General features: G+C 57.5%; 16 protein-coding genes. 7 read left to right on the top strand and 9 right to left on the bottom strand.

Annotation, left to right across the window (positions count from 1 at the left end):
• Positions 1–57: 57 nt before the first annotated feature.
• The gene (locus EDB94_RS05010; protein WP_108017632.1) at positions 58–1,935 is read right to left on the bottom strand and encodes a methyl-accepting chemotaxis protein; all 1,878 of its coding nucleotides are present in this window, start codon (positions 1,933–1,935) and stop codon (positions 58–60) included.
• Positions 1,936–2,031: 96 nt separating this feature from the next.
• Here EDB94_RS05010 and EDB94_RS05005 point away from each other — a divergent pair, with 96 nt between their 5' ends.
• Entirely contained in the window at positions 2,032–2,808 is a 777-nt protein-coding gene (locus EDB94_RS05005) for a TSUP family transporter (protein ID WP_053112770.1), read from the top strand.
• Between the two features lie 17 nt (positions 2,809–2,825).
• Here EDB94_RS05005 and EDB94_RS05000 read toward each other — a convergent pair whose 3' ends face one another.
• Complete coding sequence (locus tag EDB94_RS05000; RefSeq protein WP_108017631.1) at positions 2,826–3,491, bottom strand: hypothetical protein; 666 nt, start codon at positions 3,489–3,491, stop codon at positions 2,826–2,828.
• Positions 3,492–3,681: 190 nt separating this feature from the next.
• Here EDB94_RS05000 and EDB94_RS04995 point away from each other — a divergent pair, with 190 nt between their 5' ends.
• Positions 3,682–4,338, top strand: coding sequence for a protein-L-isoaspartate(D-aspartate) O-methyltransferase (locus EDB94_RS04995; protein WP_108017630.1), 657 nt, complete (start codon positions 3,682–3,684; stop codon positions 4,336–4,338).
• Between the two features lie 22 nt (positions 4,339–4,360).
• Here the strand turns inward: EDB94_RS04995 and EDB94_RS04990 are convergent, their stop codons facing one another.
• On the bottom strand, positions 4,361–5,167 hold the full coding sequence (locus EDB94_RS04990; RefSeq protein ID WP_014577918.1) for a DUF1338 domain-containing protein: 807 nt from the start codon (positions 5,165–5,167) through the stop codon (positions 4,361–4,363).
• Entirely contained in the window at positions 5,157–6,278 is a 1,122-nt protein-coding gene (locus tag EDB94_RS04985) for an arginine N-succinyltransferase (RefSeq protein ID WP_260312513.1), read from the bottom strand. The genes EDB94_RS04990 and EDB94_RS04985 overlap by 11 nt, the downstream gene beginning before the upstream one ends.
• A gap of 118 nt (positions 6,279–6,396) precedes the next feature.
• Here EDB94_RS04985 and EDB94_RS04980 point away from each other — a divergent pair, with 118 nt between their 5' ends.
• On the top strand, positions 6,397–6,825 hold the full coding sequence (locus EDB94_RS04980; protein ID WP_014577916.1) for an Lrp/AsnC family transcriptional regulator: 429 nt from the start codon (positions 6,397–6,399) through the stop codon (positions 6,823–6,825).
• A 341-nt stretch (positions 6,826–7,166) separates the two neighbouring features.
• Entirely contained in the window at positions 7,167–8,849 is a 1,683-nt protein-coding gene (locus EDB94_RS04975) for an AMP-binding protein (RefSeq protein ID WP_108017628.1), read from the top strand.
• A gap of 117 nt (positions 8,850–8,966) precedes the next feature.
• Here EDB94_RS04975 and EDB94_RS04970 read toward each other — a convergent pair whose 3' ends face one another.
• On the bottom strand, positions 8,967–9,161 hold the full coding sequence (locus tag EDB94_RS04970; protein ID WP_039882018.1) for a hypothetical protein: 195 nt from the start codon (positions 9,159–9,161) through the stop codon (positions 8,967–8,969).
• 147 nt (positions 9,162–9,308) lie between these two features.
• Here EDB94_RS04970 and EDB94_RS04965 point away from each other — a divergent pair, with 147 nt between their 5' ends.
• Positions 9,309–10,208 carry a LysR family transcriptional regulator gene (locus EDB94_RS04965; RefSeq protein ID WP_014577912.1) on the top strand — a complete coding sequence of 300 codons (900 nt, stop codon included), beginning with the start codon at positions 9,309–9,311 and terminating at the stop codon, positions 10,206–10,208.
• Positions 10,209–10,214: 6 nt separating this feature from the next.
• Here the strand turns inward: EDB94_RS04965 and EDB94_RS04960 are convergent, their stop codons facing one another.
• Complete coding sequence (locus EDB94_RS04960; protein ID WP_108017627.1) at positions 10,215–10,922, bottom strand: lysozyme-like domain containing protein; 708 nt, start codon at positions 10,920–10,922, stop codon at positions 10,215–10,217.
• A gap of 99 nt (positions 10,923–11,021) precedes the next feature.
• On the opposite strand from EDB94_RS04960, the gene EDB94_RS04955 reads away from it, so the two are divergent.
• Complete coding sequence (locus EDB94_RS04955; protein WP_108017626.1) at positions 11,022–11,852, top strand: DUF2059 domain-containing protein; 831 nt, start codon at positions 11,022–11,024, stop codon at positions 11,850–11,852.
• On the opposite strand, the gene EDB94_RS04950 is transcribed toward EDB94_RS04955, so the two are convergent.
• Complete coding sequence (locus EDB94_RS04950; protein WP_108017625.1) at positions 11,824–12,903, bottom strand: MBL fold metallo-hydrolase; 1,080 nt, start codon at positions 12,901–12,903, stop codon at positions 11,824–11,826. The genes EDB94_RS04955 and EDB94_RS04950 overlap by 29 nt on opposite strands.
• Positions 12,904–13,000: 97 nt before the next feature.
• Between EDB94_RS04950 and EDB94_RS04945 the strand changes: the two genes are divergently transcribed.
• Positions 13,001–14,182 carry a Xaa-Pro peptidase family protein gene (locus EDB94_RS04945; protein WP_108017624.1) on the top strand — a complete coding sequence of 394 codons (1,182 nt, stop codon included), beginning with the start codon at positions 13,001–13,003 and terminating at the stop codon, positions 14,180–14,182.
• On the opposite strand, the gene EDB94_RS04940 is transcribed toward EDB94_RS04945, so the two are convergent.
• Positions 14,179–15,129, bottom strand: coding sequence for a succinyl-CoA synthetase subunit beta (locus EDB94_RS04940; protein ID WP_108017623.1), 951 nt, complete (start codon positions 15,127–15,129; stop codon positions 14,179–14,181). The two genes, EDB94_RS04945 and EDB94_RS04940, sit on opposite strands and share 4 nt — an antisense overlap.
• Complete coding sequence (locus EDB94_RS04935) at positions 15,129–15,407, bottom strand: peptidylprolyl isomerase (RefSeq protein ID WP_008173912.1); 279 nt, start codon at positions 15,405–15,407, stop codon at positions 15,129–15,131. Before EDB94_RS04935 ends, EDB94_RS04940 begins: the two co-directional genes overlap by 1 nt.
• Positions 15,408–15,503 lie beyond the last annotated feature (96 nt).

Below are 15,503 nucleotides of genomic sequence, written 5' to 3'. Positions count from 1 at the left end.
AGTATCGAGCATGCTAACGCCTGAAACCCTGCCGTGCAACCTGTCCAGGGCCCACTGTTACAGACGGAAGCCCTGTGAGGCCTGGGTCAGGGTGGTTACCTGGGATGACAGTCGTTCGATATGGGCGTTGAGCTTCTGGCGGATATCCGAGGTTTCCCGGGTGTGCCCGTGGATCTGCTCCACCTTCTGGGCGATTTCCTCGGTGGTCGTTGATATCCCCTCAACAGAGGACACCACCTGATTCATGTCGCCAGCCAGTTGTTGTATCGAGCCGGTGATCTGTTCGATCGAGTGTGCCGCCTCTCTCGAGCTTTCCTCTCCCTCACCTGCGGAAGTCAGGCCCTCTTTCATTAGTCTGGAAATGGCCTGGGTTTCACGGTTGAGGGATTCCACGATCTCGGCAATCCCGTTGGTTGCCGATACGGTCTTCTCTGCGAGAGACCGAACTTCGTCGGCAACAACCGAGAAACCGCGTCCGGCCTCGCCGGCTCGTGCCGCCTCAATCGCAGCATTCAATGCCAGCAGGTTGGTCTGTTCAGCCAGGCCGTTGATTACGCCAACGATGGAGTTGACCTTCTCGCCGGTTTTGCTCAGCTGGCTGACCTGATCGTGGGTTTTCTGGATTCTTTCGGCCAGTTCGGTCATGGTCTTGGCGCTTTGCCTGACCACCTCGGCACCGGAATGGGCGGCGCCGTTGGCGCTCTGAACAGCGTCATTGACTGACTGGGTGTACTGGGCAATATCGACCGCCGTGTGGGAAATTTCCTGAACCGCAGTGGCGGTCTGCTCGGTCTCGTCTTCAACTTGCTCGCCGTTTCTGCCCATCTGTTCTACTAGAGCATCCAGTTCAACCTGAAGCGATGACAGCGTGCGGTTACCCTCGACGACTTGCCCGATAACGTCCGAGACATCGTCCAGCATCTTGTTGGCCGCTTCGCCCAGGCGATTGAATTCATCGTTCGGATTCCTGCCTGGCTCAAGGCGCTGACTGAGGTCACCGCCGGCGACCCGTGTGAGCAGGTTTACGGTCTCATTGAGTCGTTTCACCAGGGTTCTTGAGGCGGTCGTCAGGGTCAGGATAAGGATAATGACCACCGCAGCAGCGGTTGCAATGATCAGCCAGGTTGAGGCGGCGCGGGCCTCTTCGGCCTGCTGGCTGGTTGCCACAATAATGTCCTGGCGGAGGAGGGTGTTCTGCTCGGCAATCAGATCGCGAATACGGGTGCCGGTGGCTGACAGTTGGTTCTCAATGGCAGACAGGTTGGCGATGAGCGATTCGGCATCGGAAAAGGCATTGGCGAACGCCTGGACGGCCTGGCCGATGTCAATTTCCTGCCAGTCCATCTCCGTGACGGTGGTCTGCATCCGCGCCAGGGCCTCACGGGTTGACTCGGCGTAGGTCGCATCGAAGGTAGAGAGGTAGTCGCGGTAGGTGGAGGCGATGGTGTTGATGTCGTCGTTAAAGATGGAAATGCTGATTTGCCGAAGCCTGTCGTTTATGGCTTCGGACATTGTTGCTCTCAAACCGCTGGACGGAGTGAGGCCCAGCTGTTGATTCAGGGCCAGCCATTCGGTGCGAAGTCGGGTATACTCCGCAACCTGCTCCTGGATTTGTTGTGCAGTGGTCTTTATCGCGTCACCCGGCAGGGTTCCGGCGGATTCACTGAGTGCCGATGACTGGGCCGCGAGCGACGCCAGTCTCTCCTGATAGTTCTCAACCTGGTTAGGTTCCAGATTTTCACTCGTTCTCTCGAGTGCCAGCCAGTCGTTCAGCAGGGTCAGGGACGCGGATTCATAGGCTCTTGCTTCGCTTCGGGCCTCATAAGCGTCAGATACCTTGCCGAGCCCGCTCAGGGAGGCCAGAGTGGCAATCGCCAGACCAATCAGCGTTGCAACAATCAACAGCAGGAACTTCTGTTTCCATGACAGGGCCATTCACATCCTCCGGGGAATGTTGTTTTTCTTCGCAACTAACTGAGCTTAGACCAGTTCCGGATAAACGACGGCCCTTTTGACGACAACCGGGAATCCATGTCTGATCTCGCGATTTACCAATATCTGCTGATTGCCCTGATTTTCGTCTGGAGTGGTTTTGTCCGCTCCGGACTGGGATTCGGTGGCGCCGTTCTGTCCCTGCCATTTCTGTTGCTGGTTCTTGATCAACCGCTCGTCTTTCTGCCGATCATTGCGGTCCACCTTCTGGTGTTTTCATCCCTGACAATCTGGATGAACAATCGCACCGGGGCAGGCAAGCAACGCGAGGCGGGCTCGGGCACTGTCGACTGGCAATACCTGTGGCGGATCCTCGCCATCATGATTGTGCCCAAGCTGATTGGTGTATTCGGGTTGATTACCATGCCCAGTGACATCCTGAGTGCCATCATTTTCGTTATCGTGGCGCTTTATTCTGTCTCCTACATCATCAACCGACCGTTTCGCAGTGGCAGCAAAACGGTCGACGCGATATTCCTCATGGTGGGCGGATACATCAGTGGCACTTCCCTTATCGGTGCGCCCCTGATCATTGCCGTGGCAGCTCAGCACCTGCCCAAAGAAAAACTGCGGGATACCTTGTTCGCGCTCTGGTTCATTCTGGTGCTGATCAAGATGGCCGCTTTCGTCTGGGCCGGCATCGATCTGCAACTTATCCATCACCTCTGGCTGCTGCCATGCGCAGCCGTCGGCCACGTAATTGGGCTCTACGCCCATGACCGTATTCTCCAGGCGGAGACTCCGGTGTTCTTCCGTCTGCTGGGAACCGTGCTGCTGCTGGTGAGCAGCGTCGGTATTGTTAGCGTGCTCTGGTAGCAGCCAGGGCGCGAGGCTCAGCCTGCGCGCCCGAATACCCGTTCAAAGAAACCGGTCACCCGCACGTCTGGTATTGGCAGGCTGTCGACATCGTCCATGGCCCGTCGCCAGAACTTCTCGGGGTCGTCCAGGTGCGCAACTTTGGCGCGCTCGTCCGGACTGTAGTGGTTGTGCTCCCCGGCAATGCCCTCGGCCATCAGTTCCTGGGTCCAGAGGTAGATTGCAGCCCGAACGGTCCTGAGGAGCCGGCAATAAACGTCGCGACTCAGGTTGATGGCCAGCTCGGCGGTCAGGTTGATCTGCTTCTGCAACACGGCCATCTCGTCTTTTTCCAGCAAAACCCGGTTGCCGTTGCCCTTTTTGCAACTCACACAGGTTTTCTCAAGAGCTTTCACGCCCTCGAGCAGATCCATGTAGCCAAACTCCTCTTTTTGCTGATCATCTACTGGAGCGGGGATCCAACCATACTGGGGGGATTTGGCAACAATGTGCCCGTGTAGCTGCCTACGATAAGGCGGTGCGGCAGCAACATCCTGATATCCATCAAATTCGGTGCGTAGCCAGGCCGCCATTTTACGGTGACGAAGCATCATGGCCAGGGTAATGGCAGAGGGCATGATCTCTTCGAGCAGCTCTGCGGAGTCCCGCGTGCGTTCGTCGAGGTGGTTTACGGATGTCGACATTTCTCCTCCTCGGCAACGGGTTGGCCGGTTCGTGGACCCGTTGTCCGTTTGTTGTTTTTGGCATTCGGTGGTTGTATGTGTCATTACCGATGTCTAAAAAGTAGACAGATAATCTCAAGCGCGCCGTTGTAAAAAAGTTACTGCTTTGTAACGGCCGGTAAGCAGCCAGACCAGGGGAAGGAAGAGCGTCATGAATCAGGACAATGGCTTCGAGTTGCAGAGAGCGTCCATGGTGGATTATCAGCTTCGAGCCCGTGGAATCGGGTCGCCGCTGGTGCTGGATGCCATGGGTCGGGTGCCGCGTGAGCGCTTCATTCCCGAGCGCATGAAGGACTGCGCCTACGATGATGGACCTCTTCCGATAGGCGCGGGGCAGGCCATTTCGCAGCCTTACATCGTGGCGTTGATGACGGAAGCACTGGATCTGGAGGGTGGAGAAAGGGTTCTGGATATCGGGACAGGTTCGGGTTACGCGGCTGCCGTTCTGGGCTGTATTGCAAGCGAGGTGTTCAGCATCGAACGGGTTCAGGAACTGGCCGATCGCGCAGCCCGAACGCTGGCCGCCGAGGGGTTTGACAATGTCCGGGTTCGCTGTGGCGATGGCACGATAGGTTGGCCCGAGCACCAGCCTTTCGATGGCATCATCGTGGCTGCCGGTGCGCCAGCGGTGCCGGACTCATTGAAGCATCAGCTAGCGGTTGGCGGGCACCTGGTCATACCGGTGGGGTCGGAGCATTCGGTTCAGTCGCTGGAACGTGTTACCCGGCTGACGGAGAACGAATTCCGGACCGAGGACCTCGGCGCAGTCCGGTTCGTTCCCCTGATCGGTGAACAGGGGTGGTCGTGACCGCGAGTCTTTGCATGCAGACTCAGCTGCCGGCGTTCGTGCTCTCGAAGATCTTGTCGGCCGATGCCGCTACGAAGCCCGAGTAGAGCCGGCCATCCGGTTTCGGATAACGCAGGGCAAATTCGTAGAAACAACTGGGTATGGTTACCGTCTCGTCGGTAAAGGTAACCGGCACCCGGTCGGCCATGGTTGAGGACTGCTCCAGCAAGTCTTCCGGGGAGCCTTTTACTTCACCGCCGGATGAATTCACCGTATAGCCATGATCTTTCAGCAACTGATTGATTTCCGGAACCGAACCGAACTGTTCCAGATGGTTGATGCTGACCGTGAAATGGTTTGCGCGGTAGCCCCAGGCGGCCATCCAGGCGGCGTACTCGCTTTCCTTCATCAGCTGGCGGTAGGTGTCGTAGTCGACCTCCCAATGGCGACCCGAATAGAGAAAATCATCGGCAGTAACCGCCTCCGGCTTTACCTGGCCGACAAGACTTTTAACCACCGATTGCAGCTCCGGCGAGCATTGCTCTACAAGCAGCTCGGAAATAAACACCTTGGGCAGTTCCCGGGAGGGGTGCTCATAGTGGCGGGCATAAAGCTTTTTGGCCTCGAAGTGGTATTCGCCACCTTCTTCATAGCCGAGGCTGAGAAAATGCTCTGCCAGAGCGTCCAGCCGAACAGGGTCCAGGTTGAAGGTGCGAAGCGCAATGTGGTCGTTGACGATGGCCTGCCCCTCTTCGGCGCCCAGGATTTTATGTATGCGATCGGCCGAAGGGGTTACCTGGCGGTACGACTCCCAGAGTCTCGCAAACAGGGTGTCCGGATCAGTGTGCATAGCGAATCTCCTCAGTAACCGGTTTTTGGCAGGGCTGTTGACGTCCCCGTGACCCTTCCCTGGACTGGCTCAGTGGCAGATAGCAGGCCAGGCTATATCCGCCAAGGTTCAGTTCGTTCGCCAGTTGCTCTGGCACTGACAGGCTATTGGCATCGGGGTTCGGCAGGACCTGCTCGGTTACCGTAGCCCTGAAGCCCGAACAGCCAGCATTGGCAACTATAGCGGATCCAACGGTGTTTCCAGCAATATTCCAGGAACTCCGGTTGCCTTTCTGTAGCCTTGCGCGGGTAAGAAGGGTATCGCGCACGCTGGCGATGTCCGATCTGGCGCACTCAAGTGTTGGCCCTCCATCCAGAAGATCCACGAAGCCCCGGTGGCGAAAACCTTCGCGCTCCAGCATGTGTCGGGCAGGGCGCGTATCTTCATGGACCTGGCCGATAACCGCCCGGGCTGCATCGGTCATCTGCCGGGTAAACAATGGGGTTGCGGGGATAAAGCGTTCAACAAAACCGCTCTGGCCACAGCAGGCCAGCTGTGTGGCAGACATGAAATCAAGATCTGCTACGTGATGTTTGAGCCAGTCCCAGAACGGGGATTGGCCGGCATGGTCTGAAACGCCGCGCATTTCTGCAATAACGGTGTCCGCAAAACGCTCCGGGTGCAGTGCCATGAACAGAAAGCGAACCCGTGACAGGAGCTTGCCCGCATTGGCCCGGCGAAATCCGGGCCGAAGATACAGCGAGCATACCTCGGTGCAGCCGGTGTAATGCTGGCATCGGGTAAGGCTTTCCTCGACGTGACGTTTCCGGGGATCTTCCTCGTGATGGATAACCGCGTTACGGCGGAAATGCACGAGCGGGCGGGATAAGCCAGCAGCAGCTTCTATGCCGGTGGTCCCCATAATCTGGCCGGTCGCACTGTCTTCAAGCACAAAAAGATAACGCTCATCGCCGGGAGTGGTCACAGTCCGTGCGAAGCTCTCAACCGAATGATCGATCTTGCGGCTCAGGGCATCGCGATCCGGCATCAGCGAGGTGAAGCCGGGGCCGGATTCCACTGCGATCTGCATCAGGGCGTCAAGATCCTTGGGGGTAATCGGTCGAATAATCATGGCGATCTTCCTGGGCATTGTTTTGGGCCCAGTATGAAAGCCGTCAGCGCCATAATGCAGCTGCAGAATGATCGAAATGATCTACAATGGATACAAACTGTAAAGTAGGTTTGGCAATATGATCAGTTCGCGGGACCAGAAACTGCTAATGCTGCTGCGGCAGAATGCCCGGGCCAGTGTCACCGAGCTCGCCAAAGCCATGCATGTGTCACGGTCGACGGTGCAGAACCGTATCGCGCGGCTGGAGGCCAGCGGTGTCATCCGTGGTTACTCGGTTCAGTTGGGGGGGGAGTTTTCGGCGAGCCAGGTGGAGGCTCACGTATCGATCAAGGTGTTCCAGAAGCTCACCGGCAGAACCAATGCTGCCCTGGAGCAAATCAGCCAGGTATCGCAGCTGTTTTCCGTCAGTGGGGAGTACGACCTTATTGCCATTGTTCAAGCCCAGTCCCTGGAGGAGCTGAGCGCCGTGCTGGATGACATTGGCAACCTTGAGGGAGTTGAGAGGACCAACTCTGCCGTTGTCCTCGAAACCCGGTTTCGGCGTTAAAACGGTTTTCCCGGGTCAGGTGCCCAGCATGCCCGCATAGGCGCTGTAGAAAAAGGCACCGGAACCCAGAAGAATGATGCCCCAGGCCGGAAAGATTAAAAACGAACGTTTTGGTTTGCTCATGGCTACATCCAATTTGCTCGAAAAGGAGGGTGTTCACCCTTCACACTAGCTCAAACTTGACAAATGTTACGAAAAATTTTGAGTAACAGTTCTCGGGCGAGGATTAATTTGCCAATGGCGCGGGCACTAATTGCTATTGAGCGGGTCTGAAATGACGCTAGTATGAATCGCAATGGCATGACCTAAACACGAAGGACAATAACAAAAAGGAGCCGTTTATGGCGGTAGACCCCCGGAAGCAGACCTCACTCCATTGCCTGTATTACTGGGCAGAGGAAACCCCCGACAACGTTTACCTTACTCAGCCTTACCCGGATGGCCGGGTGGAAGATATTACCTGGAGAGAAGCAGCCGATCAGGTATCCCGCATGGCGGCTTACCTGGACAGCCTGAAGCTTCCGGAACCCAGCAATATCAGTATTCTCGGCAAAAACAGCGCGCACTGGATCCTGGCCGATCTGGCAATCTGGGCGGCAGGCCATGTTTCGGTGCCACTTTATCCCACGCTCAACGGAGATACTGCTGCCTACGTTCTCGAGCACAGTGAGGCAAAGCTCCTGTTCCTCGGAAAACTGGACGGGACCGCGGACGGCTGGAACGACATCAAGAACCACATTCCGGCAGATTTGCCGCTCATTTCCCTGCCCCTGTCGCCACGGGATGATACGCCCAAGTGGTCGGAAATTGTGGCCGAACAGTCGCCTGCGCAGCCCAAGCTGCCGGATCCGGATAACCTGGCCACGATTGTCTATACCTCCGGCAGCACCGGTCGCCCCAAGGGCGTCATGCATAGCTTCCGGACCATGATTTCAGTAGCTGATGGCCTGCAGCAGTTGTTCCCGGTTTCCTCTGACGAGCGCATGCTTTCTTACCTGCCCCTGGCTCACGTGGCCGAGCGGGCAGCCGTCGAAACGCAGTCCCTCTACTATGGCTTTCATCTCTACTTTGCGAATTCCCTGGACACCTTCCAGGAGGACCTGCAGCGGGCAAGGCCGATGCTGTTTTTCTCGGTCCCGCGCCTGTGGATGAAGTTCTATCTTGGTGTAAATGCCAAACTGCCGCCAAAAAAGCAGAAGCTGCTCTTCAGTCTCCCCATTATCAGCGGCCTGGTGAAGAAGAAGGTCTTGAAACAGCTGGGGCTGGATTATTGTCGGGCAGCCCTGACCGGCGCAGCGCCGCTGTCAGCGGACATCGTTAACTGGTATCGCAACCTTGGGCTCGAGCTGCTGGAAGTGTACGGGATGTCGGAAAACTTCGGCTATTCCCACGCCAACCGACCAGGCCAGGCTCGCGCCGGTTCGGTAGGTATGGCGAATCCAGGGGTTGAGCACCGCATCGGAGAGGGCGGAGAAGTCCAGGTGAAAAGCCCGGGCCAGATGCTGGGTTACTACAAGAATGAGGAGAAAACCAAGGAGGACCTCACCGAGGATGGCTTCCTGAAAACCGGAGATATGGGCGAGATTGATAGGGACGGCACCCTCCGTATCACAGGCCGGGTAAAGGATCTGTTCAAAACCTCCAAAGGCAAATACGTGGTGCCGGTGCCCATCCAAAACCGGTTTAATCATCCAAAGGCCGAAGTGGTCTGTGTGGCCGGTGCCAACCAGCCGCAGCCTTGCCTGATGGTCCTGCTGTCGGAAGAGGCCAGGGATGAACTGGAGACCGGAATGGATCGCGGTGAGCTCGAGCAGGAACTTGCGGCCGAACTGGAGGCGGTGAACGCGGAGTGCGAGTCCCACGAGAAGGTAGCTTTTGTCGTGGTGGTTCGGGAGCCCTGGACTATGGAAAACGGCATGCTGACGCCGACCATGAAGATCAAGCGGAATGTGATAGAAGATTTCTACAACCAGAAGATGGACGACTGGTTCAGCCAGAAGAAAAAAGTCGTTTGGGAATTCTGATCCGCTAACGTAAAACGCCGTTGGTTCCCTGGGAGCCAACGGCGTTTTCAAATCCTTATGTTCTTTCTGTTCTCAGCCTGAGCGATCTCCCCGCTCATGCCAGATTCGGCTGCCGTTTTAGTGGCCGCCCTGCATCTGGCTCATGTCCGGAGCAACGTTTGCTGCTTTCCGGTTGAAGCTCCGCATCTTGCGACTGAAAAACTGTACCGCCTGCTTTGCCGCAGCACGGGTATACTGGCGCCTGACCTCAGCACTGTTGTGGAGGATACTGGACGGCAGCGGGTTTACGGTTGCGATATGGTTCTGAGTCATAGCGCCTTCCTCCTTTTTAATGAGTGTATTGATTTGGGTAGGTAGGTTAGTTAGGGATCTACCTTTAATTTAAAGCGATTCTAAGGGTTCTTATTTGCAGTTTGAATACGTTAAAATCCGTACTCACGTTGCAAATATGCAGTAACTATGGATTGGGATTATCTTCGATATATACGTGCGCTGGCAATAGGCGGAACGCTAGCCAAGGCCGGCGAATTACTGGGTGTGCACCAAACCACAGTTTTACGGCGACTCGACCAGATGGAAGAGTCGATGGGTGTGCAGTTTTTTGAACGCAGCCGGGATGGACTTCAGCTCACCCCCGTGGGGGAGACCGCGTTCCGGGAGGCGGATCGGCTGGCCATCGAGATGGAAAATCTCGAACGCAAACTGGTCGGGCAGGATTCGGCGCCGGTGGGCAAAGTCAGGCTGGCGGCGGAAGACGCAATGATGAGCGCGCTGCTCAGCCCGATCCTGGCCGAGCTGGTTCGGGAGTTCCCGGATATCGAGCTGGAGACGCTTACTGATAACGATGTGGCGAACCTCAGCCATCGGGAAGCGGATCTCACCTTGCGGCCCGAGAACAAGCCGCAGGCAACTCTGGAAGGCGAGCGAATCGCCTCCATCGAATCCGCCGTTTACGGGTCGGCCCGCTATTGCCGGCGGCATCGTGACATGGACGTGGAAAACCGTCCGGAAGGTTGCCTCTGGATCATACCGGATGAAACCTTCAGCCATCTGGCGACGGGCCGGTGGTACAGAAAACAGTTGAAGAACGTCACCTCTTTCATTCGCTGCAACAGCCTGCAATCCATGCACGCGCTGGCGAAAGCCGGTGCCGGCCTGGCGGTTTTGCCCTGCTACCTGGGGGAGAGCACTCGTGAACTCCGCCGCCTGTCGGACCCGCTGGAGGGTGAGAGCGTGGATCTCTGGCTGCATGTAAACCAGGATACCCAGCAAATGGCCCGGGTCCGTATCGTTATGGAGTATCTGGTGGAACGCTTGCAGTCGCTGGAGTCTCAGATGGAGATTTCTTCCGCTTTCTGATGAGCGTCAGCCGCAGAACGGCCAGAACTGGTACCAGCGCCAGCACTGGAATTCCTGCTCGCAGGTTTTTAGCTGATTGTCGTATCGGAAGGCCCGGGTCTGTACCCGGGCGGCCAGATCCATCACGTCCGGTTTCTCTTCGAAGCTTCTGCGGGCGTATCCGCCCCGGCCTTCGTGGTAGGCAAGGTACAGCTTTCTGGGCGCCGAGAAGGGAATGCCAAGCTGCCGGTGGCTTAGCTGGTTGTACCAGCCCACGAAATCCAGCGCGTGTTCCATGTCGGTGCGAACGGTGAACCAGCCTTCGCCATTGGCCTGCAGGTATTCCCGCCAGGACGGGTCGAGGGCCTGGGCATAACCGTATGCGGTTGTGGGCCTGGTCCAGGGAATAAAGCCCCAGAGCAGTGTGCGTGGTGGACGCGCATGGCTGCGGAATGACGACTCGTAATAGACAAACGCTAACTGGGTGGCGATGGGTGTGCCCCAGCGTTGCCTGGAGTCGTTGGCGTAGTCATACCACACCGGGTGTTCCCGGAAGATTTCACAGATGTTCTCCGGGTTTGCCGGAGGATCCGGTGCCAACAGGCTGAAGCGGAGCGTTGCCCAGAGACCCATCAGCAGCCCCAGCATTGGAAGCCCATACCATCTTGCCCGGCTGTTCCAGGTTTCAAGAGCCAGTTGCCGACTTTTGGTCTTACGTGGACGTTTCTTTCGCATTCCTACCAAACCGTCATCTCCAGGGCCGCGGGATTGCTTGCTGCCTGCCTCGAACCCATGGCATAAGGGAATCAATGATTCACTCGGGATGATAGGTAAATGACGCGATTTCCCATAATTAAACCTCTTTTAATCACAGCACTTCTTGTTACTGGTACTGCCCAGGCAGCGCCGGATGCCCGTCAGGTGCTGGAAGTATCGCCTGTTGACGATATCGTGGCCCGTTACCCGGCCATGATGAGCCAGGGAATCCGGGAAGGACTCAAACAGAATGGTCAGCTTCCTCCAATGATGGCCAATACCATCGGGAACATCGTGAGCAGCGGTTTCAATTCCGTGGATATCGAGCAGCAGATCATTAAAGATCTGCAAGCCAAACTCACGGATTCGCAGCTCCAGGCAGTCCATGACTGGTACGAAACCCCTGTGGCCAGAAAGATTTCTTCGGCCGAGATTGCAGCTTCGGAACCCTCGGCCTGGCCGAAAATCCAGTCCAGTGCCATGGAATTGAACAGCCGGTACAAGGGCACGCGCAAAGCGGAAATGTTCGATCGGTTTGATCGGGCTGCGCGGGCCACAGAAAGCGCGGTCGATACAACGATCGCAGTGCAGCTCGGCCTGGCAACGGCAATGGCGGCGTTCAGCAGTGATTCGGCCAATTACGAGCAGCTGCGCCAACGCATTGAAAGCCAGCGCAGCATGCTCAGGGGCGTGGTAGGTCAGCAGGTTTACGACAGCTATCTGTATACCTACCAGAACATCGGTGCCCAGGAGATGGATCTCTACCTGGAGTTCCTGGAGAGCTCTGCCGGCTCGGCTTTCTCGAAAGTTGTAACCAACAGCATCCAGCAGGCGATTACCGAGCCGGTGGAAAGCATAGGCAAGCAGATGTCGCGGTTCCTCAGTCCGGAATCACCAGGCGGTCAGTGAATCCCTTCAGTTCACGGTACACTTCTTCCCGCCTTCGGTCATAACGATGTGAGAAGTGGAAGGCAATCAGTTGCCGGACCTGTCCCGCTTCAGCGATGCGGGCGCAGGCCCTCGTGGTCAGGTGATGGGTGTGCCGGGCCTGCGCTTCATCTGCGGCCATGAATGAGGCCTCGCAGAACAGCGTGTGGGCACCTTCCGCCAGTTCCGTCATTTTGCGGATGTTCTCGGGCGTATCGGCGAAATCCGTTCCGTAGACCACCTTTTCCCCCGGCGCCTGAATCAGCAGCTTCCTGGCCAGGTCTTCGGCGCGCAGCGTGCGCCCTGTGTCCGGCGAGATCAGTTCGTCCGGCCGCTGGCGCAGCACAGCCATTTTCAAATCATGCAGCCAGGCGCCGGGTTTCAGGCCCTCAGCCTGCAACTGGTCGTTGCGAACCTGAAGCTTGCCAAAGGGTTCCCAGGCGAAAGCGAGAACAGGCGTGCCGTGGTCGAGCATGGCTGCACGAATCTGGAAGTCCGGTTCCCGGAGCAGAACCCCGTCTGGTGTGGCCTGGTCTTCCAGAGGCGTGGGAGCGGTGTCGCCAGCGGTGATTTTCCACCGTTTCAGGTGGTCGCCATGGCATTCGTGCACCACGAATCTGGGGCCACGGTCTTCCACACGATCCCACAGGATGCCACTGATCATTCCGGCAATGTGCCGCATCAGGCCGGGCGGGCCGAACAGCCGGCAGGGCGGAAAGTAGCCGATCCGGCTGCGCAGGAACCACATGAAACCGCCAATGTGATCGGCGTGGCAATGGGTGATGAAAATGTCAGTCACCTGATGCGCGGACCTGAGCGGCATCCGACCGGTATCTCCCAGATCAAACAACAGGCTGCGGGATTGGTGCAGAAGCCGGAGCTGCAACAACGGGTCGCCACACACACCGTTCACCAGGGAGGCAACCACGGGGCCGACACGGACTGCCACTTGCGGGTCGTTGGCAACGCTGGTCAGCGCTCCCAATTCAACACTGACCTGGACGGCACCGTTACCCTGTTGCTCGCGGTCCATAGGCTCTCCCGATTGTTGAATTATTTGGTGAGTGCGATTTGTGCAAAGCCAGAATAGGGTCCAATCTCCCTAGTATATGCGAGTGAGGAGTGTCGTTATGGATTTCAATGCCTATCAGAAAGCCTTGTCCTCACAACTGAGGGGGCTGGAGTGTCCGTTTCCGGAGCAGGAGTTCGACGAACGACTTGCTCGTGTCCGGGATGGGATGGCCCGGGAGGATTTTGGCGCCCTGCTGTTGACCGATCCTTCGGATATTTTCTACCTGACTGGCTATAGCACCTTTGAAGTATCCGTTCACGTGGCCCTGGTGGTTACCCAGGAGGACCTGCTCTTGCAGGTGCCGTCCATCGAAATGGGGCCTGCGATGATGACAACCCGGGTCGCCCGGGTCAGCGGATACCGGTGGGAAGGCATCGGCGAGGTATTGGAACCACTGGTTCAGGCCCTGAACGACGGCGTGGAGACCGTGGGTATTGATGCCTGGCATGGCTCTCTGCGCCAGGGCGTGCTGGAAGGCCTGCAAGCTCGGATGCCCGGAGTAAGATTTCTGAACAACGGCGGTCTGTTGAAGCAGATCCGGATCGTCAAGTCCGATGCCGAAATCCGGTGCCTGCGTGAAAGCGCCCGGATAACAGCCGAAGGTTTCAGGGCGGCCGTGGCCGCGGTCCAGCCGGGCGTCACTGATAATGACATTGCCGCCGAAGGCGCGAGGGCGCTGCTGGCGGCCGGCAGTGAATTCATGAGCATGCAGCCAATTGTTGTTACCGGCCGTCGCAGCAGCGTGATCCACTGCAATCACAAACGTACGGTGGTGCAGAAAGGCGACCCCGTTTTTCTGGAATTCGGCTCGGCCTGGAACCGCTACACCGCACCCATGATGCAGACCGTTGTTGCTGGTGGCGAGCCATCGGCTGAAATGCGTCGGGTCCATGACAGCTGCCGTCGGATTGTGGATACCCTGCTGACGTCGATCCGCCCGGGAGTCACTTTCGACGAGGCCGCCCAGAACGCCGAGAAGGCGCTTCAGCCATTGGCCGGAAAGGTGTTTTTCTCCGGGGTATTTGGCTACACGGTGGGCGCGCAGTTCCCGCCATCCTGGGTGGAGGGCTCGGGCTTCATCGCCAGGGGTGGCAATGTGGAATTTCGACCGGGCATGGTTTTCCACCTGCCCATCTGTTTGCGTATTCCCGGGCAATGGGGCATTGGGTGTAGTGAAACGATTCTGGTTACCGACGCTGGCGCCGAACCGATAACCGATAATCCCTGGACGCTCGGTTAGTCCAGTCTCAGATCCAACAGATAAACAGTGCGTGGCTCGGGCAGGCGAACCGCAAAAAGCCCCATTCTTCTGACTTGGGACATATCCATGGACCGGCCATCGGGAGCGTTTTCGATGTCGGCCAGTTTCCGGGTGAAGGTATTGGAACCAGGACCCAGTGTCAGGCGGGTGTTGTAGCGGTCGTTGTAGGCATGATCGCTGCGGTCATGGGCTACGTCATTGATTCGAAGCGTCAGCGTCAGGGGAGCGGTTGAGGGATTGAACAGGGTAATGCTCAGTGTCTCGTAATCACGCCAATCGGCCGGGAGATTGTTGAGTGAGACCCCCGAGTAGGTTTCAGTGCCCAGATCAAGTTTCAGGCTCTGCGCATTATTCAGCGAGTGGTCGGCAGAGACCGTGAGCCTGCCGGTCCAGAATGCGCCGGGATCCTGATGGGTGAAATCGTATAGCAGAGGAAGTTGTTCGTGTACCTGCCATTGCCGGGCAGCCACCATGCCGGTAGCTCCCAGCTCAAAACACAGTAGCAGCGCAACGGATGCGGCCACCAGGCCTTCGCCGAGAGAGTTTCGCCGCTCTGATGTAAGCAAGGGGCGCCATGCGATAACCAGCCAACTGCCAATCAGGTTGCGCAGGAGGTCCCGCCCATCCATGTCGCGGTTGTGTCCGCCCTGGAGCAACTCGATACCAATTCCGAGCACCAGCAAGACGACGGTAACCGCGAGCCAGAGACGCCAGCCACTCAGCCACTGCCAGGGTCTGACCGCCAGAGTGAGTAGTGCAAACAGAAGGATGTGGCCAAGGTTCCAGGCCGATTTGAGGAGTGGCCCCGAGGCCCAGTCAGGCCCGCCGACAAACAGGAAAGGCGCGATGAGCAGAGAAGCGGCACCGGCCAGCAGCGGTAGCCGCCGGCCGGTGGTTTGCAGTCCCGGTATGGAACCAGGAATCATCAGCTGCGGCTGGTCACTTCCAGCAGGTGATAACCAAACTGGGTCTTGACCGGACCGATAACGGTGTTCAGTTCACCGTTGAAAACCGCCTTGTCGAACTCGGGAACCATCTGGCCCGGGCCAAAGGAGCCAAGATCTCCGCCGTTGCGACCGGAGGGGCAGGAGGAGTGCTGCTTTGCCACTTCGGCAAAGTCCTGTCCGCCTTCAATCGCCTTTTTCAGTTCTTCGCATTTCGCTTCGCTGTCTACCAGAATGTGGCGCGCTGTAGCCTGTGCCATGATCAATGTCCTTGTGTCGGATGAATGTATACATCAGAACCGGAATGCTGCCCGCAGAGCTCGTCAGAGGCAAGCCCTTTTTATCCGTGTTTCTGC

Origin of the sequence: Marinobacter sp. 3-2, assembly GCF_003751355.1 — a bacterium.
GTDB lineage: Bacteria > Pseudomonadota > Gammaproteobacteria > Pseudomonadales > Oleiphilaceae > Marinobacter > Marinobacter adhaerens.
Note: the sequence above shows the minus strand (reverse complement) of the source record. Positions and strands in the feature narration are given on the sequence as shown.